Here is a 24,100-nt window from a genome sequence, read left to right as displayed (position 1 = left end):
AGTGGCCAAGTGGTCATACCAATCTTGATAGTACCAACCTTGGCGCGGAAGTCAACTGTGTCCGAGACCACGAAGCCCGACAAAGCTATCGCGGCTCTATCTCTTTTCGGCGGGCTTGAGGGGGCTTACCCAACCGCTGGCCGGCCGATGCACGCAGCACAACTCTCGCCGCGGCGTGCCTTTTTAAGACGCCTCTGACGAAAATCAGGCTTCGCCTGACCACTACCGCATCGACAATGACCCGCCCCACCGTTTCAAACCTGCCGCTCGCACGCCAAACTGTGGCCCAGCTTGCCAGAGATGGTTCTTCCAGTGCCCTTCCTATGGTATGTTTCCGGATTGCGCTTCCTCCCGGAGGGACACCAAAATGGAAGCAATTACCGCCTTGGCGCGAAACTGTGTTTTCGCATTTTTGACCGGTTGCATCCTCCTCTTGCCTCCGGCGGCGGCTGAAGAGGCCGCTGATGTAGCGACCGGAACGCGGCTTGCGGAATTGCTCAGAGCCGCCCGAAGCGTCCTTTCGAATTATCAGTCGCTGATTAACGATCCGGCCGTCGGAGACAAGCATCTCGATGGCGAGCGTTTCACGGCGGAGGCGATTGCCCTCTATGGCAAGCGTACCGGTGTTGACTTGATCTCCGGTGATCTCGAGGCGCGCGACCAAAAACTGCTCCAGGCACAGATCGAGGCTATGCGTGAAGTCGTCGACCAGCAGCAGGATGATATAAACCGCCCCGGCATCGGCTTTAAGGGTTTCGTCCCGGCGGTTTTCGCGCGCCTGATGAACGAGAAATTCGCCACCAAAGTGGGAAACGAGGCGCTGGTCCGCGTGACTGCGCCGGAGGTCCTCGTCCGCAACCGCAAGTCGCTGCCGGATACGTGGGAGACACGCGTCATCAATGAAGTCTTCTCGGACCCAAAGAGGCCGAAGGGTGATGCCTATACGGAAGCGGCTCAGGTCAACGGCCGCCCTGCTTTCCGGATGCTGCTGCCGGAATACTACACGGACTCCTGTCTTTCCTGTCACGGTGAACCGAAGGGCGAAATCGACATCACCGGCTATCCGAAAGAAGGCGGCAAAGCGGGCGATCTGGGCGGTGCGATCAGCATCGTCTTGTTCAAATGAGCGCGCTCGGGCAACAGGAGCGGGCGTTCGAGGCAGCCCCGGCATCGGCCAAGAAGCGCGCCAGCCGACTCGCCAACCTGCCGATCTCCGCCCGTGTCGCTGCACTGACTGCAGCCGGCCTGATCAGCCTTATCCTGTCATCCGTTTTTCTCACACAGGCGCTCTATCGCAGCGCCGAGCGCATGGCCGAAACCAGAGAACTATTCGACCGCGCAGCATCAGCGGCCACGGCGCATGTCGCCTTCGGCGATCTACGGTATTGGCTGACTGATCTCTCGGTCAGCCTGCTGATGAATTCGCAGCGCAATGCCGATGAGGCCCGAGAACGCTTGCAGGTCCAGTTAGAGCGGCTTGCGAAGCACTCGCCCGACGCGGTCGAGGAAATCCGCGCGCAGGTCGATGCCTATGTCGAAACGGCGCTGCAGGCAACGGACAGCTATACGCAGGACAACCGAATCGTCGGCAACGCTCTTCTGGCAAGGGCACGCACCCACAGCGGCAAGGTCGATGCGGATCTCAACAAACTCGTCGAGCAGGTAAAGGCGGATGCGGAGGCGGCCCGCAACGAGGTTGTCGCGCAAACTGAGCGGACCGCCACGGCCGCCGCCATCCTGGTGGGTGTCCTAGTCCTGATCGGCTCTTTCCTCACGCTTCTTGTCCTGCGCTCGATCATCGGACCGCTCAGGCGTCTCAATCGCGTGATCGGAGATCTGACGGAAGGACGCTACGACGTCGAGATCCCTGAGGAGAGCGGCGACGAATTCGGAGCAATGGCGAAGACGCTTTCGCTCTTCCAGCAAAGCGCGATCGAAAAGAAAAGGCTCGAAGACGAGGCAGAGCGGCAGAGGCGGACGATCGCCGCGGCGCTTGAGGCGATTTCCGATGGGTTCGTTCTCTATGATCCGGACGACAGGATCCTGATCGCCAACAGCAAATATTGCGAAATTTTCCCCAATCACAAGCCGAGCGAGCTTCGCGGCAAGAGCTTCCGCGAAATCCTGGAGCAGAATTTGGCAAAAGGGCAAGTGGACCTCGAAGGCAAATCGCCGGAAGAATGGATTGAGGATCGCCTGCGCCTTCACAGGGATCCTGCGGGCCTCGTCGACGAGAAGCGGTTCGGCGACAAGTGGGTCCGCATTACCAAACGCAAGATTCCCGATGGCGGGACGGTCGCAGTCTACACGGACATTACCGAACTCAAGCAGAGGCAAGTCGAACTCGAGCGGGCCAAGAGCAACGCAGAATCGGCAAGCGAGGCGAAGAGTCGTTTTCTCGCTTCCATGAGCCACGAATTGCGCACGCCACTGAACGCGATCATCGGCTACAGCGAGATGCTGATAGAGGAGGCGCGCGACCACAACGACGACGAACTCGTCCCGGACCTTGACAAAATAGCGTCTGCCGGCCGGCATCTGCTGTCGCTTATCAACGACATCCTCGACCTCTCGAAGATCGAGGCCAACAAGATGGAAATCTTTCTGGAAACCTTCGACGTCGCGGACTTGCTCCGCGACGTAAGCGCTACCGTCGCGCCGCTGATGGCCAAGAACCGGAACGAGTTCATTGAGGACGTCCACGACGACCTTGGCGAGATGCACTCCGACCAGACCAAGCTGCGCCAAAATCTCTTCAACCTGCTCAGCAACGCGGCCAAATTCACCAATGGCGGCCGGGTAACTCTCTCAGTTCGACGCGAAAGGCGAACGGACTGCGATTGGCTCGTGTTCAAAGTGTCCGATACTGGAATCGGAATGACGCCGGAACAGCAGCAACGGCTTTTCAATGCCTTCACCCAGGCCGATGCTTCCACGACCCGGAATTACGGCGGCACAGGTTTGGGCTTGAGCATCACCCGCAGCTTCTGCCGCATGATAGGCGGCGTCGTCAAAGTCGAAAGCCAGGTCGGAAAAGGATCGGTCTTCACGATGGAAGTGCCGGCGCAATGCAGGCGGGAAGCTGACGAACCTCGGACTGCAGAGCCGCCGCCGATCGTTCAGCCGGGTCGCACCGCACTCATCATCGACGACGAACCGGCTGCCCGCGACTTAATCGCGAAAGCGCTTGCAGAAGCGGGACTTGCCTCGATAGAGGCGGCAAGCGGAGCGGAAGGAATAGCCGCCGCACGGGAGCATCGTCCCGCCGCAATCATTCTCGACATCATCATGCCGCATCAGGACGGCTGGTCGGTGCTGCGCACGTTGAAGAGCGATCCCGAACTGTGCACGATTCCTGTGATCCTTGCGACGATCCTGGCGGATCGCGAACTCGGCCTCTCGCTCGGCGCGGTCGAATATATGACCAAGCCCATCGACACGGAAAGGCTCATCCGGACCATCGAGGCCTACGGCGGCGGCAACCGCGACGTACTGGTCATCGACGACGATCAGGCTTCCCGCGAATTCCTCCGCCGCATTCTGGTGAAGCGGGATTGGACGGTGCACGAGGCAGCCGACGGCGTCCGCGGCCTCGAACTGATGAAACGGCTTATGCCGCGCCTTGTCCTGCTCGATCTTCTCATGCCGGAAATGGATGGATTCCAGACACTCAACGAGATGCAGAGGATCCCGGAACTCCAGAACATTCCGGTGGTCGTGGTCACTTCGAAGGACCTTTCTGCAAACGAGTTGAGTTGGCTGCGCGACCGGGCGGTCGCTGTCGTGAACAAAGGCGCAAACAGCAGGTCCCAACTGGTCGAGGCTCTCGAGCGCCAGATAGGATCACGCGAGACGGCTGGTGAGGCCATTACCCACGGCTGAAGCGCAAGACAGGAGGAGACGCGGAAATGACGAAAATCCTTCTGGTGGAAGACAATGAAATGAACCGCGACATGCTTTCGCGGCGGTTGTCTCGTCGCGGCTTCGATGTGCTGATTGCAGAAAACGGAAAGGCCGGCGTCGAGCTTGCCGCTTTGGAAAAGCCGGATCTGATCCTGATGGACATGAGCCTGCCGGTGATGGACGGCTGGGAAGCGACCAGACTGATCAAGGCCAATCCGGTTACGTCCAGGATTCCCGTCATCGCGCTGACTGCCCACGCAATGGCGAGCGATCGGGACATGGCTCTTGAGGCCGGCTGCGACGATTATGACAGCAAGCCAGTCGACCTTTCGCAGCTCGTCCGGAAGATCGAGCAACTGCTCGCGACACCTCATTGAGCGGCCATTGCCATGAGTACCGGCAATCAATTCCAGCGCCAAGCCATCGCCGCCCACGTGGAGCAGCGGCTGGCCGGGCCAGCGCGGGCGATCATGGGCTTTCAAGAGCTGCTGCTCGAGCAGGCGCGGGAGCTCGGCTTGCCCCACATGCAGGCAGACCTGGAGCGGATCGGCGCCGCGGCACGGCAACTGAACGACCTCATCGATCGCCTAATTGACGGCAACACCGGCTCTCGGAAGGGCGGGGAGACGGAGGCTAGGCTCCGCCATGATCTGCGCACGCCTCTCAACGCCATCATTGGCTATTCGGAAATGATCCTTGAGGATGCCGGGGATCTGCGAGAGCTCACGCTGAGAGAGGATCTCGGTGTGATACTGGCTGCGGCGGCCGAGCTTTTGAAGCAGGTCGACGCCATCGCCGGTCTTTCGCGCGGAGAAGCAATCGAGACCCTTCACCCAGGGGATCAAGCCAAGATCGACGCGGCGGAACTTGAACGGCTGCTCTTCAAGGCCGATCGGGGCGCATGGCCCGAGCAGGCCGGCAGGATTCTGATCGTTGACGACGTCGCCAGCAATCGTGATCTTCTCTCCCGCCGCCTGCGGCGTGAAGGTCATCGCGTCGCCACTGCTGATTCCGGTTTGTCCGCGCTGAAGACACTGGACGAAGATGAATTCGATCTTATCCTGCTCGACATATTGATGCCGGACATGAACGGCATCGAGATTCTCTCGCGGCTGAAGGGTGAAAACCGATGGCGGCATGTCCCGGTGATCATGATATCGGGCTTAAGTGAAGTTGCGGCGGTAGCCCGCTGTATCGAGGCGGGAGCCGATGATTATCTTACAAAGCCCTTCAATCCGATACTGCTGCGGGCGCGCATCAACTCCGCTCTCGAGAAGAAGCGCTGGCTTGATCGCGAGCACCGCTATCTGCAGCGTATCGAAATGGAGAAGCGGCGTGCTGATTCGCTGATCCACGCGATCCTGCCCGATCAGATCGTTGCCCGATTGCAGGGCGGCGAGGAGGTTATCGCCGACCGTTTCGACGAGGTTTCCATTCTGTTCGCGGATATCGTCGGTTTCTCGCCGATTGCAGCAAGGCTGCCACCCTCCGATCTGGTCAGGCGGCTGGATGGGATGTTCAGGACATTCGATTTCTTGGCTGAGCAGCATCGTGTGGAGAAGATCAAGACCATCGGAGATGCCTATATGGCCGCCTGCGGCATTCCAGAGCCTACGGCGGATCACGCCGACAGGATCGTGGCTCTCGGGAAGTCAATGCAGAAAGCGTTGGGCGATATGCCCCCGGACAGCGACCGCTTTCGAGTCCGCATCGGGATCCATTCGGGACCGGTCGTCGCCGGTCTGATCGGCCGGCTCCGTTTTGTCTACGACGTGTGGGGAGAAACTGTGAACATCGCAAGCCGCCTGGAATCGCAGGGCGTTGCCGATCGCGTACAGATCTCGGAAGCGACGAGGCGCGCCCTTCACGGTCAGTGGGCGCTCGAGCCACGTTGCGTGCTGGATCTGCGGGGCATCGGTCCCACCGAGACTTACCTCGTGGAATAGAGCGTGCGCGGCAGACCGACACTCACCGTCTCATCGTCCTCCTCAATCCTGTTGTGGACCTGTCCTCGTCTCAACGGTTCGAACCACGACGCCATCGCACGAACGGACGACGCCGCCCGGACCTATTCCCGGCTCGCGATAATTTTCGGCACCCTTGGGCTCGGGGAAGTGTTTAGAGATGCTGCGTCCGGCCGCTTTCGGAGGCGCCGAGAATTGCGTCGATGAAGCGATGAACCTTTAGCGCTTCGCGCCCGTTCACGCGAGGTTCTCGCCCGCCGGCGACGGCATCGAGGAAATCGGCAAGCACCGCGCGATGATGGTGGTGCGGGAACGCCATGGGATCGGCGCCGGCACCGCCGGCCCCTTCGTCTTCGAGCGATGATTCCGATCCATCGTGGAAGGAAGCGGTAAGGCTTCGCCCGCCGAGACGGGCCATGCCACGCGTGCCGATGATGTCGATCTCGTCCGGATAGCCGGGATAGGCGCAGGTGGTGGCGCTCACCGTGCCGATCGCTCCGCTTGCGAAACGGATGGCCGCCATTGCCAGGTCCTCGGTTTCCATGCGGTGCACCTTGCTGGTCGCCGCATAGGCCCTGACCTCCTCCGGAAGGCCAGCGAGCGAGACCAGAAGGTCGAGAGTGTGGATAGCCTGGGTCAGAAGCACGCCGCCTCCATCGCGAGCCAGCGTCCCGCGTCCCTGCTGATCGTAATAGCTCTGTGGCCGCCAGTTGTGAAGACGCGCCGAGGCACTGACGATCTCGCCGAGGCGCCCGTCGTTGATCAGCTCGGCAAGTGCCGTGCTGACGGGGCGGAAGCGGTGCTGAAGCACGATGCCAAGCTTTATCCTGGCCCGCTCCGCCGTTTCGACCAGGGCCTCCGCTCGCTCCTGGGTGATCTCCAGCGGTTTTTCGAGAAGCACATGCTTGCCCGCTCCGGCGGCCTGCCGGAGGAGCTCGAGATGCGTATTGGGCGGAGTCAGCACCATGACCGCGGCAATCGACGGATCACGGAAAATCGTTTCGGCGGCGTCACAGGTCGCGAAACCATAGGTCTCGGAAAATGTTTTCCGCCTCGCAGGCGTCGGGCTGAAGGCGGCAGCGACCTCAACCCTATCTTTGAGGTCGAGCAGGCTTTTGGCATGCGGCGCCGCCGCCATGCCAAGCCCGATCACACCAATGCGCAGCTTTGCCATTTCGGTCCCTCCGTCAGCCAAGCGCTCCAAGCATGCGCATGACCCCTCCCCAACGCGTTTTCTCCTCCGCTCTGTCTACGACGAGAGATCCTCCCGATGCAAGAAATTCATCATACAACTTGATGAATTTCGTATGTTGACATTATACCTTACAAGCTCTAGCCATAGGAAACCTGTTGGAGGAGTGGGTCAAAATGAAGGGGCTGATCGATCCAGATCTTCTGTTTCCGCGAGACGAGCGCGGCCTTTCGGCCGGCGTCGGCGCCCCGCCGATCATGAGCCTGCACAGGCATACCGATCCACGCTGGCATGCGCTCAACGCGCCCTTTCCCGGTCCTGCGCAACGCCTCATCGTGCCGGACCACGGTGTGTTCCACATGCTGTTCAGTCAGGATGTAAAGTTGGAAGAGGGCATCAGGGGCGTTTCCGTTCACCCTCGCGCGCCGCGATATTGCGCGCTGGATGGGTGGACTGCGCATCGCGCGACACCGCCTCAGGGAGGCGCATAGGAGCTTGCGCCGAATCTTGCCTACGGGCCCGCAATGACGGGTACGGGCTTTGAGACATCAAGTCATGCAAAACGGGAGGAAAGCATGAAAATCTTAGTCAAATTTGCGGCAGGTCTGTTGGTTGCCGCTTCATTCGCCAGCGCGGCCAGTGCCCAGACGGTGCTGCGTTCGTCCGACACGCATCCGGACGGCTATCCGACGGTCGAGGCGGTCGAATATTTCGGTGAACTGGTCAAGGAACGCACAGCCGGCCGCTACGCCGTCGAGGTCTACCATTCCGCCCAGCTCGGCGAGGAAAAGGATACGATCGAGCAGGTGCGTTCCGGCGTCATCGAGCTGAACCGCGTCTCAATGGCGCCCTTCAACGGCACGGTGAAGGAAACGATCGTTCCGGCGCTGCCTTACCTTTTCCGTTCGGAAGAGCACATGCACAAGGTCATGGACGGCGCGGTTGGCGACCAGATCAAGACGGCGTTCGAAAGCGCCGGACTGGTGGTCCTTGCTTATTACGATGCCGGCGCGCGCTCCTTCTATAACAAGCAGAAGCCGATCAATTCCGTCGCCGACATGAAGGGCCTCAAGTTCCGCGTCATCCAGTCCGACATTTTCGTGGACATGGTGGCCGCGCTTGGGGCCAATGCCACGCCGATGCCCTACGGCGAAGTCTATTCGGCGATCGAAACGGGTGTCATCGACGGCGCGGAGAACAATTTCCCGAGCTACGACACCGCCAAGCATTTCGAAGTGGCCAAGAACTTCTCGCTCGACGAACACACCATCCTTCCGGAAGTGTTCGTGATGAACAAGGCCGCCTTCGACAAGCTTGCTCCGGAAGACCAGGAAATCTTCAAACAGGCCGCCAAGGAGAGCGTCGCCAAGCAGCGTGAGCTCTGGGCCGCCAAGGTCAAGGAGTCGCGTGCCAAGATCGAAGCAGCCGGTGCGACGATCACCACGCCCGACAAGCAGGGTTTCATCGACGCCATGAAGCCGGTCTATGAAAAGCACGCCGCCGACCCGGTCTTAAAGAAAATGGTTGAAGACGTGCAGGCGGTGCAATGACGAGTCCGATGGGCAGGCCTACAGCGCCGCGCGTTTTATTAGCCGCGCAAAGGTCGCTGTAGCACTTTGATTTGCTGCATGTCTTTCTCCCTAGATCGGAAGGAAACATGCAGCAGCCTGCCCATCCCTTCGAGGGAATGAAACCTTGTCCAACGGATTGACAAAAATAGGCGGCGCGCTGTCCTGGCTGGGCACGCTCTCGCTCTGGTCGGCCGGCGTCGGCCTCGTCGTGATGACGGCCATCGTGGCGTGGCAGGTGTTCTGCCGCTATGTGCTGAACGACTCGCCGAGCTGGACCGAGCCTGGCGCAGTCATGCTGATGAGCTGGTTCATCTTTCTTGGCGCCGCGGTCGGCGTTCGCGAAAACTATCACCTCGGATTCGACGTGCTGCTCTACGTCGTGCCGAAAAGCGGCAAGAAATGGCTGCGCATGATCTCGGATCTCGTCGCCCTCGCTTTCGGCGTCGGGATGATCTGGTATGGGGGGCAGCTCGTCGCACTCACTTGGAACACCACCCTGCCCTCGCTCCAGATCTCCGGCGGCTGGAGCTACGTGCCGCTGGTTGCCGGCGGTGTTCTCATCACCCTGTTTGCCCTGGAGCGTATCGTTCTGCGTCTTGCCGGCGAACCCATCGACGACCTTCTCGACGAAATGCCGCCGGCGGAGGCCGCCGCCGAACTCGACACCGCGAACGTAAAGGCATGATCATATGGATATGATGATCCTCTTCGGCGTATTCACGCTCCTGATGCTGATCGGAACGCCGATCGCCTTCTGCCTTGGCGTCGCCTCTTTTGCGACCGTGCTTTATCTGGGGCTGCCGCCGCTGGTGATCTTCCAGCGGCTGAATTCCGGCATGAGCGTGTTTTCGCTGCTCGCCATTCCCTTCTTCATTTACGCCGGCGACCTGATGGTGCGCGGCGGCATCGCCCAGAAAATCGTCGCCTTTGCCGCCTCGCTGGTCGGGCATATCCGCGGCGGGCTGGGGCAGGTCAACATCGTCACGGCCACTCTGTTCGGGGGGATTTCCGGCTCCGCAGTCGCGGAAGCCGCGGCCGTTGGCGGGCTCATGATCCCGCAGATGAAGGAGCGCGGCTACGGCGCTGACTATGCCGTCAACGTCACCTCGATGGCGGCACTGATCGCGCTGCTGTTGCCTCCATCGCACAACATGATCATCTATTCGATCTCGGCGGGCGGAAAGATCTCGATCGCAGATCTCTTCACCGCCGGTATTCTCCCCGGCCTCCTCTATGCGGCTGCCCTGATGGTCACCGCCTATTTCGTGGCGCGCCGGCGCGGCTACCCCGTCGAGACCTTTCCAGGGTTTGGCAGGGTCGGGCGATATCTGCTGGTCTCAATTCCCGGATTGTTGCTCATCGGCATCATCTTCGGCGGCGTCCGCTCGGGCGTATTCACGGCAACCGAGAGCTCCTGCATCGCCGTTCTCTATGCGCTCGCGGTAACCGTCTTCGTCTATCGGCAGATGACCTGGCAGGATTTCGTCCACGCCACTTTCGGCGCCGTGCGCACGACGGCGATGGTCCTGCTCATCATCGGCATGGCAGCCGCTTTCTCCTGGCTGATGGCGTTTCTAAAGGTGCCCGCCGCGCTGATCGACTGGATGAACACTATCTCGGACAATCCGATCATCGTGCTCCTCCTGATCAACGTCCTGATGCTGTTCCTCGGCACGTTCATGGACATGGGGCCGACCATCATCATCTGCACGCCGATCTTCCTGCCGGTGGCGATGGCCTATGGCGTCGATCCGGTTCATTTCGGGGTGATCATGATCCTGAACTTCGGCATCGGCCTCAACACGCCGCCCGTTGGCGCCGTGCAGTTCGTGGCCTGCGCGGTCGGAAGAATCTCCGTCTGGGAGGCCATGCGCAGCATCTGGCCCTTCTATCTGGCGGGGTTGATCGTCCTTGGGCTCGTCACCTATGTTCCGGCCCTTTCGCTCTGGTTGCCGAGCGTATTCAAAGGGTAATAGCATCATGGGCCACCTGGCCGAATTCAAGATCGAGCGCAAACCGAAACTTTCCGAGCGCGTCGCGAGCGCACTCCGGCAGCAGGTGCTGAAGGGCGAAATCCCGCCAGGCCAGAAGCTGCCGACGGAAAGCCGGATGAGCGACATTTTCGGCGTCAGCCGCACCGTGGTCCGCGAGGCGATTGCGACCCTTGCGGCCGATGGCCTTGTCGAGCCGCGGCAGGGCGCCGGCGTCTTCGTCAAGGACCACCCGACGCTTGCCTTCGGTTCGATCAGCCTCGACGTCGGCAACAAGATCTCCCATGCGCTAAATGTGATCGAGGTGCGCATGGGGCTTGAGATCGAAAGCGCGGGTCTTGCAGCGCTTCGGCGCAACGCCGCCCAGGAGGCGCAGATCCAGGAGGCCTTCTTCGAATTCGACCGCCTGCTCGAGCGCGGCGAGGCGACGGGCAAGAGCGACTTCGCCTTCCACCGGGCGATCGCGGCCGCCACCAACAATCCCTATTATGTCGAGGTACTCGACGCGCTCGGCATGCGGGCCATCCCCTGCGACGTCGCCTCGCCCTGGGGTACCGACAGCGTGCTGTCGCGTGAATATCAGGAAAGCCTGCAACGCGAGCATCTGGCAATCCTGAAAGCCATTTCCGCCAGTGACCCGGAAGCCGCCCGCGCCGCCATGCGCGCCCATCTGACCGCAAGCCAGGAGCGGTATCGCGTCCGGCTGAGCGGTCAGCAGGCCGAGTGGGGCGCCGCCAAACGCCGAGTCTGATTCCTTTCCCCAACCGAGAGCGAGCCGATGACCGCAAGCCATATCAATTACACCATCCGTTACGCCATCGACCCGGCCACCGCCGCACGCATGGATACCGATGCGCTGCGCGCGAACTTTCACGTTGGCGATCTCTTCCGCCATGGCCGTATATCGCTCACCTATACCCACTACGACCGTATGATCGTCGGCGGCGCGATGCCGGTGGATGGACCTCTGGCGCTCGAGACCATCCGTCCTACCGGCACGGCTCGCTTCCTCGACCGGCGTGAACTCATTGCCGTCAACATCGGCGGCGCCGGGCGCATAGAATTGCGCGGGGAGAGCTTCCGGCTCGAGCCGCGCGACATGGTTTATGCAGGTTTGGGCGAAGAGGTCACCTTTTCATCCGAAGATCCGGCAGCACCTGCCAAATTCTACCTGCTCAGTGCGCCTGCTCACCAGGCGCTGCCGAGCCGCCATATCCGCATCGGCGATGCCAAGCGGCTCGATCTCGGCAGCGCCGCCACCTCGAACGAACGCTCGATCTTCCAGTTCATCCACCCGGAAGGCGTGAAGACCTGCCAGCTCGTTGTCGGAATGACGCAGCTTGCTCCAGGTTCGGTCTGGAACACCATGCCCTGCCACGTGCACGACCGACGCATGGAAGCCTATCTCTATTTCGACCTCGCTGACGGCGCGCGCGTCCTGCATCTGATGGGCGAGCCGGCAGAAACCCGCCATATCGTGATGGCGAAGGAGGAGGCGGTGCTTTCGCCGCCCTGGTCCATTCATTCCGGCTGCGGAACGTCGAGCTACGCCTTCATCTGGGCCATGGCGGGCGACAATGTCGATTACACCGATGTGGACATGGTGCCGATGGAGGCACTCAGATGAGCATGCCGTCCGCTTTCAGCCTTGCCGGGCGCCGCATCATCGTCACCGGTGCCAATACCGGCATCGGGCAAGGAATTGCGGTCGCGATCGGCCGCGCCGGCGGCGCGGTGATCGGCGTGGGTCGCTCCGCCATGGACGAGACCGCGGAAAAGGTCGCCGAAGCCGGCGGAAGCTTCATTCCCGCCAATGCCGACCTTTCGGACCGGGAAGCGACCCGCTCGCTGATCGACGGATTGTGGAACGAGCATGGCCCGCTGAACGGCCTGGTCAACAATGCCGGGATCATCCGCCGCGCCGACGCAGTGGATTTCACCGAGGCCGACTGGGACGACGTGATCGACGTCAATCTCGGATCGTTGTTCTTCCTGAGCCAGGCCTATGGCCGCCGCCTGCTTGCCGAGGGAAGACGGGGCAAGATCGTCAATATTGCTTCATTGCTTTCCTTCCAGGGCGGCATACGCGTTGCTTCCTATACCGCGTCCAAGCATGGCGCGCTGGGCATCACCAGGATTCTTGCCTGCGAATGGGCGGCCAAGGGCATCAATGTGAATGCGGTGGCGCCCGGCTATATCATTACCAACAATACCGAGGCGCTCCGCGCCGACGCCAAGCGCAGTGCCGCAATTCTGGAGCGCATTCCTGCCGGGCGTTGGGGCACGCCAGATGACATCGGCGACGCGACGGTGTTCCTGCTCGCCCCGGCCTCGGACTACATGCATGGCGCCGTTATCCCGGTCGACGGCGGCTGGCTCGCGAGATGAGGAGACCTTGATGGATACGAAACTTTTCGCCCGCGGCGACGAAGGTGAATGGGTCGATCTCGGACAGGGCAACCGACGCCGGGTCATCCTGCACACGGACGAGCTGATGATGGTAGAATTCGCTTTCGAAAAAGGCGGTATCGGCGCGCCGCACTCGCACCCGCACGTTCAGGCGAGCTATGTCGCGCAAGGCAAGTTCGAAGTCACGGTCGGCGGCCGTAGCACGGTTCTTTCCGCAGGCGACAGCTTCATCGCACCGTCGGGCGTGGTCCATGGCGTCATAGCGCTGGAGGCGGGCCGGCTCATTGACAGCTTCACGCCGCATCGCGCCGATTTCCTGAAAACAGGAAGCTAAAATGCGGTAACATGCGCGCGTGGCGGCTTCGCCACTTTGCCGTCCTACTGCGTGTTTCTTAAATCCTAGCCGATCTAGGGATAAAAACATGCAGTGGTTCAAAGTGCTACACCGCCCCTTGCGCGTCTGATTAAGACGCGCGGCGCTGTAATGTCCTATCCGGCGTCATGGCGCTGCCGCTTTCTTGCTCACTCGCGCTGCTTGACACAATTTTGGGCACGCCATAAAAATTCTACCAGTTGGTAAAGAGGGGATGCCATCCATGACAAGAGATCTGATGATGAGCCGGCGCAGTGTGCTTGCGTCGGGCCTGGCACTCGGCGTGAGCGCCTTCGCGCCGACAGTTCGCGCCAGCACGCCTATAAAGGTCGCCGGCATCCACGCGTCCCCTGTCGAGAACGCCTGGAACTCGGTCCTCCACAAGGCGCTGCAGGATGCGGCGGCTGAAGGCGTGATCGAATATGTCTTCTCGGAAGGCGTTTCGGGCACGGACTATTCTCGTGCCATGCGCGAATACGCCGAACAGGGCGCAAAACTCATCATCGGCGAAGCATACGCCGTCGAAAAGCAGGCTCGCGAAGTGGCGTCCGAATACCCCGAAACCGCCTTCGTCCTCGGCTCAAGCGGCAAGGAAGCCGGCGACAACTTCGGCGTTTTCGGCACCTGGAACCATGACGGCGCCTATCTGGCGGGCATGCTTGCCGGCAAGATGACGAAGTCGAACGTCGTCGGCTCCGTCGGCGCGATGCCGATCCCGGAAGTCAACATGCTGATCAACGCCTTCGCCGCAGGGGTGAAGGCCGTCAACCCGGACGCCAAGCACCTCGTAACCTTCATCGGCACCTTCTTCGATCCGCCGAAGGCGCGCGAAGCGGGCCTCGCCCAGATCGACGCTGGCGCCGACATCCTCTTCGGCGAGCGCATCGGCACGGCCGACGCGGCGAAGGAACGCGGAATCAGGTCCGTGGGTTCGCTGATCGACTACACGCCGCGCTATCCCGAGACGGTCTTCGCCAACGCCCTGTGGGGCTTCCGCCCCATCCTCAACGCCGCGATTGCCGACGCGACCGCCGGCAAGCCGGTCGGCAAGGATTACACTCCCTTCGGCCTGCTCAAGGAGGGCGGCAGTGACGTCGCCTATGTGAAAGGCGTCGCGCCCGCGGATGCCGAAGCGGCCATGGAAGCCAAGCGCTCGGAGATCAAATCCGGTGCCTTCGAAGTTCCGCGCATCACGGACCAGCCGAAGTAGCCGGCTTGTCGATGGCCGGCGATGCAACGTCTCTGGCAGAGGTGATTCGGATGGGTCGCCTCACCGCTTCCGAAGCCATGGAAGCGTCCTTGGCTGCCGCCAGCCGATGGGCTGAAATAGGCGCGATCGTCCACCTCGACGCGACGCTCGGAAGAGCCGCGGCGAAAAATGCCGACACCCGCCTGAGGCGGGTGCCGAACGGCGGGCAGCCCGCACCGCTTCTCGGCGTCCCGAGTCTTGCCAAGGATCTGGGCGGCCCCTTCACCGATCTTCCGGTGGCGGCCGGTTCGAACCTGGTCGACCGCGGCACTGACATGGCGGACGACAGCGATCTGGCGGCCCGGCTTCGCGCGGCCGGCCTTTGTTTCTTCGGACTGACCACGGTGCCGGAAATGGGCTTGTCGCTTGCGAGCGAGCCGGCGACAGGGCCAGTCTGCCGCAACCCCCTCGATCCTGGTCGGACGCCTGGCGGCTCCTCCGGCGGGGCGGCGGCGGCCGTCGCGGCGGGCATCGTAGCGATCGCCCATGCGACCGATGCCGGCGGATCGATCCGGGTGCCCGCGGCCTGTTGCGGCCTCTTCGGTCTGAAGGCGACCCGAGGCGTCATGCCGGCAGGACCGTCCTTTGGCAATCATCTCGGCGGCATCGCCAGCGAGCTGGCGCTGTGCCGCTCCGTCCGCGACCTTGCAGCGATTTTCGACGCAGCTGCCGGAAACGCCAGGGGACCGTTTGCCGATCCGTCCCTCGCACCTGCCCCGTCCGGTCCATTGCGCATCGGCCTACTGGTCGAGACCGGCGACGACTACCCGACCGAACCGGCACGCAGCGAGGCCGTCGAAGCGGCGGCCCACGTCCTTGAGGCGGAAGGCCACAGCATCGTTGCCATGCATTGGGAAGCCTTCGCCGCAGGCGTCGCCGCAAGCGGCCGGGCGCTGCGCGACATCATCGCCGTCAATCTTGGCAATTTCGTCAGGTCCACCGGACTTGATGCCTCACGTGCGGAACGGCTGACGCAGGCGTTCATCAGCCATGGATCACGGCTCGAGGCGACCGCGCTCTGGGCCACGCTTGACGCCGCGGTCCATGCGAGCCGCGCGATCTGGTCGCTTTTCGACCGGGTGGACTGCATCCTGACGCCGATGCTCGCATCGGCGCCCCTGCCGATCGGTGCCTTCCCCTTCGACCACGACGACATCGATCTGCAGATCCATCGCATGACGGCGTTCGCGCCCCTCGCGGCGCTTGCCAATGTCACGGGTTTTCCAGCGCTTACGCTTCCTTTCGGCGCGGATGGAGATGGCTTGCCGCTGCCGGTGCAGATATTGGCTCCAATGGGGCGCGATCGCCTCCTCTTCCACCTTGCGGCACGCCTCGAACGGCAAGGGCGTTGGCAGCATCGCTTTGCAGTCGCGGGATTTGCGCCATGATCAACGCCGCTCTCGACATTTGCGGCATCAGCAAGCTCTTCGGCAATAATCTGGCCAATGACGACATCTCGCTGAGCCTTGGAAAGGGCGAGATCGTTGCCCTTCTCGGCGAAAACGGCGCTGGGAAGACCACGCTGATGAACATCCTGTTCGGCCACTATGTGCCGGACAGCGGCAAGGTGCTGATCGAGGGGCGGGAATTGCCACCGGGCAAGCCACGCGCGGCGATCCGCGCCGGCATCGGCATGGTGCACCAGCATTTCTCGCTCGCTCCCAACCTGACGGTGCTGGAAAACGTGATGGCCGGCACTGAGAGCCTTTGGCGGCTTCGATCCGGCACGGATGCGGCGCGGCAAAAGCTTCAGGGCATTTGCTCGCGGTTCGGCCTGACGGTGGACCCGCACGCGCGCCTCGGTGACCTCTCGGTCGGCGAACAGCAGCGCGTCGAGATTCTGAAGGCGCTCTACAACGATGCGCGTATCCTGGTCCTTGACGAGCCGACTGCGGTGCTGACCAATCTGGAGTCCGAGCGGCTATTCTCGACGCTGAAATACATGGCGCGCGAGGGGCTTTCGCTGATCTTCATTTCGCACAAACTGGACGAGGTCATGGCCGCGGCCGACAGGATCGTCGTGCTGCGCGGCGGCCGCAAGGTGGCGGAGCGTCTGGCGAGCAAGACGAACAAGGCGGAGCTTGCCGAACTGATGGTCGGCCGCAAGGTTGCCCGTCCAGTGCGCGAGCCGTCGACGCCCCGCGAAGTGGTGCTGGAGGTTGCCGGCGTCAGCGTTATTATCGACGGGGTGGAGCGATTGAAATCAATCGATTTCACCCTGCGCGCCGGCGAGGTTCTTGGCATCATCGGCGTTTCCGGCAATGGCCAGACGACACTGGCGCATCTGCTGTCCGGCACGGTCAGCCGTGACAAGGGCGTCGTCGTGCTGTTCGGTGAGCCGATCGGCGACCTGTCGGTGGAGGGTGCTGTGCTGGCGGGAATCGGCCGCGTCCCGGAAGACCGCAACAACGAAGGCGCGATCGGCGAGATGGCCATATGGGAGAACGCGATTCTCGAACGCCTGCCACGATTCTCGCGCCACGGGCTCGTCGACCGATCGGCAGGCCAGGCATTCGCCCGCATGATCATCGATGCCTTCGACGTGCGCGGAGGCAAGCCGACGACGCGGACCCGCCTGCTTTCGGGCGGCAACATGCAGAAACTCATCCTCGGGCGCAATCTGATCGAGCGACCGCGCATCCTGATTGCGGCGCAGCCGGCACGCGGGCTTGACGAGGGTGCAGTCGCCGCCGTGCACGAACGCCTGCTTCAAGCAAGGCGCGAAGGGACGGCAGTGCTGTTGATCTCGGAAGACCTGGACGAAGTCATGGCACTTGCCGACCGCATTCAGGCCATCGTCAACGGACGGCTTTCGCCGCCTGTTTCAGCGCAAGAGGCCGATGCCACGAAACTCGGCCTGATGATGGCCGGCGAATGGAACGAGGAGCACGAGATTTCCGATGCGCTTTGAACGACGCGAACATCGTTCGGTCGCACTGGTGATCGCAACGCCTGTGCTTGCCGTCCTCTGCGCGCTCGCGCTGGCGGGAATACTCATCGCCATTGCCGGTGCGCCCGTCATGGAGGCCTATTGGCGCATTCTCGTCGGCGCCTTCGGTTCGCGGCTTTCAGCGACAGAGACCCTGACTCGCGCAAGCCCGCTCATTTTGACGGGCCTCGCCGCGGCCGTCGCGTTCCGGGCGCGACTCTGGAATATCGGCGGCGAGGGCCAGTTTTATCTCGGCGCGATCTCGGTTGCCGCTGCAAGCTCGCAGCTCCTCGCCGGCCTGCCCTCGGCCGTGCAGATCCCTTTGCTTCTCGCGGTCGGTGCGGCGGCCGGCATTGTTCTGCTGCTCGTGCCGCTGTGGCTGAGGCTGTCCTTTTCCGTCGACGAGGTCGTGACCACGCTTCTCCTCAATTTCGTCGCCCTGCTCTTTGTCTCCATGCTGATCGATGGCGTCCTGAAGGACCCTATGGCCTTCGGCTGGCCACAATCCCAACCGGTCGCCGACGACGCGGTCCTGCCGAAGCTTCTCGCCCGATCCCGCCTCCATATCGGCTTGGGGATCGGGTTCGTCCTTGCCGTCGCCGTCCATCTGGTGCAGTCGCGCACGGTATTCGGCATGCAGTCGCGCGCGGCCGGCCTCAATCCCGCCGGGGCCGTATTCGCCGGCGTGCCGCTCGGCCGCACGCTGGTGAAGGTGGCTTGCATCTCAGGCGGACTCGCCGGCCTCGCAGGGGCCATCGAAGTCATGGGCGTGCAGGGCTACGTCACGACTGACCTGTCGCCGGGTTACGGCTATTCCGGCATTGTCGTGGCCATGCTCGCCAATCTCAATCCTTTGGGCGTCGTGCTGGCCGCCCTGTTCACGGCCGTCATGTTCGTCGGCGCCGACGGGATGAGCCGCAGCATGGGCATTCCCACATATATTGCCGATGTGACGGTGTCCCTGTCGCTGATCAGTATGCTGGTCGGCGTCTTCTTCACCCAGTACAGGATTCGCCGATGAACGCCGTGATCGACATTTTCGCTTCGGCGGGCCTCTGGGCGGCTGTCCTGCGCATTGCGACGCCGCTGATCCTCGGCACGCTCGGGGCGCTCCTGTGCGAGCGCTCCGGCGTCCTGAACCTCGGCATAGAGGGCATCATGACGTTCGGCGCGATGATTGGCTGGCTGGCCGTGTATAACGGCGCCAATCTCTGGACCGGCCTGTTGGTCGCGGCCCTCGCCGGCGGGGTCTTCGGCCTGCTGCACGCGGCGCTGACGGTGACGCTCGGCCTGTCCCAGCATGTATCAGGTCTCGGCGTGACGCTTTTCGCCTCGAGCTTCAGCTACTACGTCTTCCGGCTGCTGGTGCCGGTGGCAGGCACACCGCCGACAATCGAGCCGTTCCAGCCGATAGACCTGCCGGCGCTCTCATCCCTCCCTTTCATTGGTCCCGCGCTCTTCACACAGACGCTGCCGACCTACGGGGCGATCGCGTTGGCGCTAGTACTCGGCTACGTGCTCTTCCGCACGCCGCTCGGGCTTGCCATCCGTATGACCGGGGAAAATCCGCACGCCGCCGAGGCGCAGGGTATCAACCCGATGGTGATGCGCTACGGCGCCGTCATCTTCGGCAGCGCGCTGATGGGCGTCGGTGGAGCCTTCCTGACGCTCTCGGCCTTCAACAGCTTCTTCCCGACCATGGTGCAGGGACGCGGCTGGATCTGCATCGCGCTCGTCGTTTTCGCCTCCTGGCGTCCGGGCCGTGCGCTCATCGGCGCTTTGCTGTTTGCGCTGTTCGACAGCTTTCAGCTCCGCCTGCAGGCGGTGCTGGGCGGCGGCGTCCCCTATCAGATCTTCTTGATGATCCCCTATCTGCTGTCGATCGCGGCGCTGGTGCTGATGGCCCGGCGCGCCCGCGTCCCCCAGGCTCTGATGCAACCTTACCGGCGCGGCGAGCGCTGAGCGAACACCCGGAGAACTGACCATGTTCGACCTGATCATCCGCAACGCGAACCTTCCGGACGGCCGCCAGGGCTTCGATATCGGCCTTGCCGGCGGCAAGATCGCAGCCATCGAGAAATCGATTGCCGCGACTGCCGGCGAGGAGATCGACGCGAGCGGTCGCCTGGTCAGCCCGCCGTTCTGCGATCCGCATTTTCATATGGATGCGACGCTGTCGCTCGGCACGCCGCGAATGAACGTCTCCGGCACGCTGCTGGAGGGTATCGCGCTGTGGGGCGAGCTGCGGCCGCTCTTGACGAAGGAAGCGCTGGTCGAGCGGGCGCTGCGTTATTGCGACCTCGCCGTCAGCCAGGGCCTTCTCTACATTCGCAGCCATGTGGACACTTCCGATCCCCGCCTCGCGACGGCCGAAGCGCTGCTGGAGGTCAAGGAAAAGGTAGCTCCCTATATCGACCTGCAACTCGTCGCCTTCCCGCAGGACGGCTATTACCGCGCCCCGGACGGGGTAGCTTCGCTTGAGCGCGCACTCGACATGGGTGTCGACATCGTCGGCGGCATTCCGCATTTCGAACGGACGATGGAAGAGGGCGCCCGCTCGGTCGAGGCGCTGTGCCGCATTGCCGCCGATCGAGGGCTGCCGGTCGACATGCATTGTGACGAGACCGACGATCCTATGTCGCGCCACATCGAAACGCTGGCGGCCCACACGGTGCGTTTCGGTCTCCAGGGACGCGTCGCCGGTTCGCATCTCACCTCGATGCATTCCATGGACGATTACTATGTTTCCAAGCTCATCCCTCTTATGGCCGAGGCGGAAATCAACGTGATCGCCAATCCGTTGATCAACATCATGCTGCAGGGCCGTCACGACACCTACCCGAAGCGGCGCGGCATGACACGGGTGCGGGAACTGATGGCGGCCGGCCTCAACGTCTCCTTCGGGCATGACTGCGTCATGGACCCCTGGTACTCGATGGGCTCGGGCGACATGCTGGAGGTGGCCCACATGGCAATCCATGTGGCGCAGATGGCCGGCATCGACGACAAGCACAAGATCTTCGACGCAATTACCGCCAATTCGGCAAAGACCATGGGGCTCGAAGGTTACGGCCTCGAAGTCGGCTGCAAGGCGGATCTCATCATGCTGCAGGCGGCCGACGTCATCGAGGCGCTGAGATTGAAGGCGAACCGCCTGTTCGTTATCAAGTCTGGCAAGGTCATCAGCAGGACCGCGCCACGCATCAGCGACCTTTTCCTCGGCGGGCGCCCGGCCTCGATCGACATAGGACGCGACTACGTGCCCTCAGCGCCCCAGCGCTGAACAGGATCGGCGCGCTTCTGCCCCTGGCGCAGTTCCAGGAAAAGCGTGGGAGCGGTGTTCCGTCCAGAATTGCGTCATTTCAAAGCGTTAGATCATTTCACTGTTTCAATGAAACAAGGAATGGTCCCAATCCGGCCGCAAGTTGGATGAGGTGGCGCTCGGCGCGCGTCATAACAATCTGTTATATTGACTCGCGCGGAAATCATTAACGGATAAGTCGCGTCTGTTAGACTGCCTTAGGTTCGTCATCTTGGGAGGGAAAGGACGACCGTAACGCCGCAGACGCTTTGCGAGGCGACTCGTCCGCCGCACGCCGGCCCACAATTTTGTTCTTTCAAAGCGGGGCTCGACCGCGAGATGAACGATGGTCGCGGTGCCGCACCGCGCATGCGACCGTGTATTCATGTATCAGAATGACAAGAACAATCCAGGCTGGCGGTATTCAAGCCGTCATGCTGGCAAAGCAAAGCGGTCAGCCTGGGAGGATGACCAAATGACGGCAACTATTGGGCGGGCGCGAGAGCTCCGCTACGGTGGGTTGGAGCAATTTCCGGCACGCGGCAGCTACGGCGGCATCGACTACTGCATTGCGGGCGCGAAACCCTATACGCTTGAGTTCGCCAATCAGGCCGACGTCATATGCCTGCTCCTCGGAGACATCGTTTCGAAAGCCAAGTTCGAGGATGACGGTGAGGAAGCGCTGCTATTCCACGGCGAAACCGCCGCCTTTCACCCCCGCAAAGGTAACGTCCGCGTCGCGACGAGCAGCGTCCATCAGGGTTTCATCGCCTTCTCCTACTCCCATGAATTCCAGGCATCCATAAGTGACCGCAGCCTCGACGGAGCGCGAAGCGCCGGAAGCACCAACAATATTCGGCTGAGATCGATCCGTCATCTTGCCACCTATGCCCGCGAGCGCCTCCGCTTCAACCGGCCGCTCGATCCGCTGGAGATCCACTATCTCGGCGGCCTGGTCTATCTCGAGACGATGCGCGGCCTTCATTCCGTCAAGCCCGCGCGTGCCGCCGCGCTTTCGGACGCCGAGTTCGACCGCCTCACCGCCTTCATTGATGCTGAACTTGAGAGTGACATTAGCTGCGCCCGCCTGAGCAGGATCGTCGACCTACCGTTGCGCGTGGTATTCGAGGGCATAAAGGCACGTACGGGGCTGCCGCCGTACCAGTTCGTCCTGAAACGGCGGGTCGAGCAAGCGCAGAAGCTTCTCTTCCAAACTGACCTTTCGATCGCCGAAGTCGCTTTCCGCTGCGGTTTCTCATCGCAGCAACACATGACATCGGTCTTGAATCGGAAGCTGGGTTGTACCCCGGGCCAGGTTCGCTCCAAAGGTCTCGGGTGACCTCTTACGGCCCTATCTGCACACAAGTCGGGACGTCCCTCGCGCCGCGCCGATCACCCTACAGGAATTTGTAAAGCGCAAAGACCTGAAAGACGTGCGGGCCGCGAATTGGCAGCGTCGGCATGAACGGGATCAACTGTGCCCGGGTGTTGACATCAGGAGGAGGAGCCCATGTCGACGATTCTCAGGAAATCGGCTCTGCCGGTCAAGCGGTCCGCCTTCGATGTGGAGGCCGATATCGTGGTTGTGGGCGGCGGCGCGGCGGGTCTTGCTTCCGCGCTGTTTGCCCGCTGGCAGGGAAACGAGGTCGTGCTGCTGGAGAAGGCCGACGAGCTCGGCGGCACGACCCGGAAGGCCGCCTTCTGGTACTGGGTGCCGAACAACAGGCACATGCAGGAGATCGGCATCGAGGACAAAAAGGAGGACTGCATCCGCTACATGGCGCGCCTGGCGCGCCCGGAAGCCTACGATCCCGATCACCCGACGTTCGGCATGTCGCGGTGGGAATATGATTCCTTCGCTGCCATCTACGACAACGCCTCGCCGGCAACCGAGCTGCTCGCCGAGAAAGGCGCGCTCGAATACCGGCACTGCGACTTTGTGCCCGACTACTGGGCGGAGCTGCCGGAGGACAAGGCGCCGAAAGGCCGCGTGCTCTTGCCCAAGGATGCCCGCGAATCCATGTCGGACGGCGGCGAGGTGGCGATCCGTACCATGAGCGCCAAGGCGCGTGCCGACGGGGTCGATATCCGCACCGGGCATCGCGTGCAGCGTACTGATATCGACGAGAACGGCGCGGTAATCGGCGTCGAGGCCGATACGGCCCTCGGCGAGACCGTCGCTTTTAAAGCGCGCAAGGCCGTGATCTTCGCCTCGGGCGGCTTCACCCATGATGTCGGCATGCGCAAGAATTTCCTGAGCGTGCCGGTTTTCGGTGGCTGCGCCGCGCGTACCAACGAGGGCGACTTCGTCAATATCGGCGCGGCTGCCGGTGCCGAGCTCCGCAATATGAACTACGCCTGGATGTGCCCGATCGTGCTCGAGAAGGCGCTGAACGATGACCCGTCGTTGATCGGCACCTTCTCTCCATCCGGCGACTCCATGATCTACGTCGACCGGAACGGTCGCCGCGTCACCAACGAGAAGCTTGCTTACAACGAAGCCGCGCAGGCCTTCTTCACCTGGAACCCAACGAAATCCGAGTACCCAAACCTGGTGCTGATCGCAATCTGGGATTCGCGCAGCCAGCAATATTCGGCAAGCGACGAGTACGGCCGCTTCATCGTGCCCGAGGGAAAGGACGATGGTCACGTCATCAAGGGCAACACGCTCGCAGAACTGACGAAAAACATCCGTGCGCGCTTCAAAAAATATGCCAACCGCATTGGCAACATGACAATCGCCGATGACTTCGAAGAGACGCTGAACTCGACAATCCGACGCTTCAACAAGTTTGCCCTGGAAGGCAAGGATCTCGATTTCAACCGCGGCGAGCGGCAGGTGGAGCTCCTGTTCAACGGGCCGGCGGCCGAAAGCCCAGCCATGCCGAACCCGACGATGTATCCCATCAGCGATGGCGGCCCGTACTACGCCGCGCTGTTGACCGGCGGCAGTCTCGACACCAAGGGCGGACCGGTCACCAACCCCGACGGACAGGTCCTCGACCATACGGGCAGCCCGATCCCCGGTCTCTACGGTGTCGGCAACTGTGTGGCCTCGGCCTCGGCACGGGCCTACTGGGCCGGCGGGGCGACGCTGGGTCCTATCCTCGCCTTCGCCTATCTCGCGGCCAAGGCCGCCAACACCGAGCCTTCTGCATGATTCCTTAAATCGGAAGCGATTTAAGGAGGAAATCATGCAGAAATTCAAAGTGCTACAG

At 62.2% G+C, this 24,100-nt stretch carries 20 protein-coding genes and 1 pseudogene; 20 read left to right on the top strand and 1 reads right to left on the bottom strand.

Going from position 1 to position 24,100, the window contains the following annotated elements; translation table 11 throughout:
- The first annotated feature begins 367 nt into the window (after positions 1–367).
- From QN219_RS24855 to QN219_RS24840, 4 genes are read left to right on the top strand one after another with little or no spacing between them, the layout of a single operon-like run.
- Positions 368–1,126 (top strand): DUF3365 domain-containing protein, encoded by a 759-nt coding sequence (locus QN219_RS24855; RefSeq protein WP_284002750.1) that lies wholly within the window; start codon positions 368–370, stop codon positions 1,124–1,126.
- Positions 1,123–3,882: a response regulator gene (locus QN219_RS24850; RefSeq protein WP_284002749.1), complete on the top strand. Its 2,760-nt coding sequence runs from the start codon at positions 1,123–1,125 to the stop codon at positions 3,880–3,882. The genes QN219_RS24855 and QN219_RS24850 overlap by 4 nt, the downstream gene beginning before the upstream one ends.
- A 26-nt stretch (positions 3,883–3,908) precedes the next feature.
- Positions 3,909–4,280, top strand: a complete 372-nt coding sequence (locus tag QN219_RS24845; RefSeq protein WP_173512117.1) for a response regulator — start codon at positions 3,909–3,911, stop codon at positions 4,278–4,280.
- 12 nt (positions 4,281–4,292) lie between these two features.
- Positions 4,293–5,849 (top strand): adenylate/guanylate cyclase domain-containing protein, encoded by a 1,557-nt coding sequence (locus tag QN219_RS24840; protein WP_284002747.1) that lies wholly within the window; start codon positions 4,293–4,295, stop codon positions 5,847–5,849.
- 172 nt (positions 5,850–6,021) lie between these two features.
- On the opposite strand, the gene QN219_RS24835 is transcribed toward QN219_RS24840, so the two are convergent.
- Positions 6,022–7,041, bottom strand: coding sequence for a Gfo/Idh/MocA family oxidoreductase (locus QN219_RS24835; protein ID WP_284002746.1), 1,020 nt, complete (start codon positions 7,039–7,041; stop codon positions 6,022–6,024).
- Between the two features lie 194 nt (positions 7,042–7,235).
- Between QN219_RS24835 and QN219_RS24830 the strand changes: the two are divergent.
- The 16 genes and pseudogenes from QN219_RS24830 to QN219_RS24755 form a co-directional block, all read left to right on the top strand.
- Positions 7,236–7,451: pseudogene (locus QN219_RS24830) on the top strand (glucuronate isomerase); the annotation flags it as partial.
- Between the two features lie 183 nt (positions 7,452–7,634).
- Positions 7,635–8,609 carry a TRAP transporter substrate-binding protein gene (locus tag QN219_RS24825; RefSeq protein WP_284002744.1) on the top strand — a complete coding sequence of 325 codons (975 nt, stop codon included), beginning with the start codon at positions 7,635–7,637 and terminating at the stop codon, positions 8,607–8,609.
- A 145-nt stretch (positions 8,610–8,754) separates the two neighbouring features.
- Positions 8,755–9,315, top strand: coding sequence for a TRAP transporter small permease (locus QN219_RS24820; protein ID WP_284002742.1), 561 nt, complete (start codon positions 8,755–8,757; stop codon positions 9,313–9,315).
- 4 nt (positions 9,316–9,319) lie between these two features.
- Complete coding sequence (locus QN219_RS24815) at positions 9,320–10,603, top strand: TRAP transporter large permease (protein WP_284002741.1); 1,284 nt, start codon at positions 9,320–9,322, stop codon at positions 10,601–10,603.
- Positions 10,604–10,610: 7 nt separating this feature from the next.
- On the top strand, positions 10,611–11,372 hold the full coding sequence (locus QN219_RS24810; RefSeq protein ID WP_173512111.1) for a FadR/GntR family transcriptional regulator: 762 nt from the start codon (positions 10,611–10,613) through the stop codon (positions 11,370–11,372).
- Positions 11,373–11,399: 27 nt separating this feature from the next.
- Positions 11,400–12,248, top strand: a complete 849-nt coding sequence (gene kduI / locus QN219_RS24805) for a 5-dehydro-4-deoxy-D-glucuronate isomerase (protein ID WP_284002740.1) — start codon at positions 11,400–11,402, stop codon at positions 12,246–12,248.
- Entirely contained in the window at positions 12,245–13,009 is a 765-nt protein-coding gene (gene kduD / locus QN219_RS24800) for a 2-dehydro-3-deoxy-D-gluconate 5-dehydrogenase KduD (protein ID WP_284002739.1), read from the top strand. Before kduI ends, kduD begins: the two co-directional genes overlap by 4 nt.
- 7 nt (positions 13,010–13,016) lie before the next feature.
- Positions 13,017–13,364 (top strand): cupin domain-containing protein, encoded by a 348-nt coding sequence (locus QN219_RS24795; protein ID WP_284002738.1) that lies wholly within the window; start codon positions 13,017–13,019, stop codon positions 13,362–13,364.
- A 262-nt stretch (positions 13,365–13,626) separates the two neighbouring features.
- A complete protein-coding gene (locus QN219_RS24790; protein WP_284002737.1) occupies positions 13,627–14,613 on the top strand; it encodes a BMP family protein in 987 nt (328 codons plus the stop codon).
- 11 nt (positions 14,614–14,624) lie between these two features.
- Complete coding sequence (locus tag QN219_RS24785; RefSeq protein WP_284002735.1) at positions 14,625–16,040, top strand: amidase; 1,416 nt, start codon at positions 14,625–14,627, stop codon at positions 16,038–16,040.
- Positions 16,037–17,563, top strand: coding sequence for an ABC transporter ATP-binding protein (locus tag QN219_RS24780; RefSeq protein ID WP_284002734.1), 1,527 nt, complete (start codon positions 16,037–16,039; stop codon positions 17,561–17,563). The genes QN219_RS24785 and QN219_RS24780 overlap by 4 nt, the downstream gene beginning before the upstream one ends.
- The gene (locus QN219_RS24775; protein ID WP_284002732.1) at positions 17,553–18,602 is read left to right on the top strand and encodes an ABC transporter permease; all 1,050 of its coding nucleotides are present in this window, start codon (positions 17,553–17,555) and stop codon (positions 18,600–18,602) included. Before QN219_RS24780 ends, QN219_RS24775 begins: the two co-directional genes overlap by 11 nt.
- Complete coding sequence (locus QN219_RS24770) at positions 18,599–19,543, top strand: ABC transporter permease (protein ID WP_284002731.1); 945 nt, start codon at positions 18,599–18,601, stop codon at positions 19,541–19,543. The genes QN219_RS24775 and QN219_RS24770 overlap by 4 nt, the downstream gene beginning before the upstream one ends.
- A gap of 22 nt (positions 19,544–19,565) precedes the next feature.
- Entirely contained in the window at positions 19,566–20,864 is a 1,299-nt protein-coding gene (locus QN219_RS24765) for an amidohydrolase family protein (protein ID WP_284002730.1), read from the top strand.
- A gap of 493 nt (positions 20,865–21,357) precedes the next feature.
- On the top strand, positions 21,358–22,221 hold the full coding sequence (locus QN219_RS24760) for an AraC family transcriptional regulator (RefSeq protein WP_284002729.1): 864 nt from the start codon (positions 21,358–21,360) through the stop codon (positions 22,219–22,221).
- A gap of 171 nt (positions 22,222–22,392) precedes the next feature.
- Complete coding sequence (locus tag QN219_RS24755) at positions 22,393–24,042, top strand: FAD-dependent oxidoreductase (protein ID WP_284002728.1); 1,650 nt, start codon at positions 22,393–22,395, stop codon at positions 24,040–24,042.
- Positions 24,043–24,100: the final 58 nt, after the last annotated feature.

The sequence above is a fragment of the Sinorhizobium sp. 8-89 genome (assembly GCF_030124325.1).
Lineage (GTDB): Bacteria > Pseudomonadota > Alphaproteobacteria > Rhizobiales > Rhizobiaceae > Sinorhizobium.
Note: the sequence above shows the minus strand (reverse complement) of the source record. Positions and strands in the feature narration are given on the sequence as shown.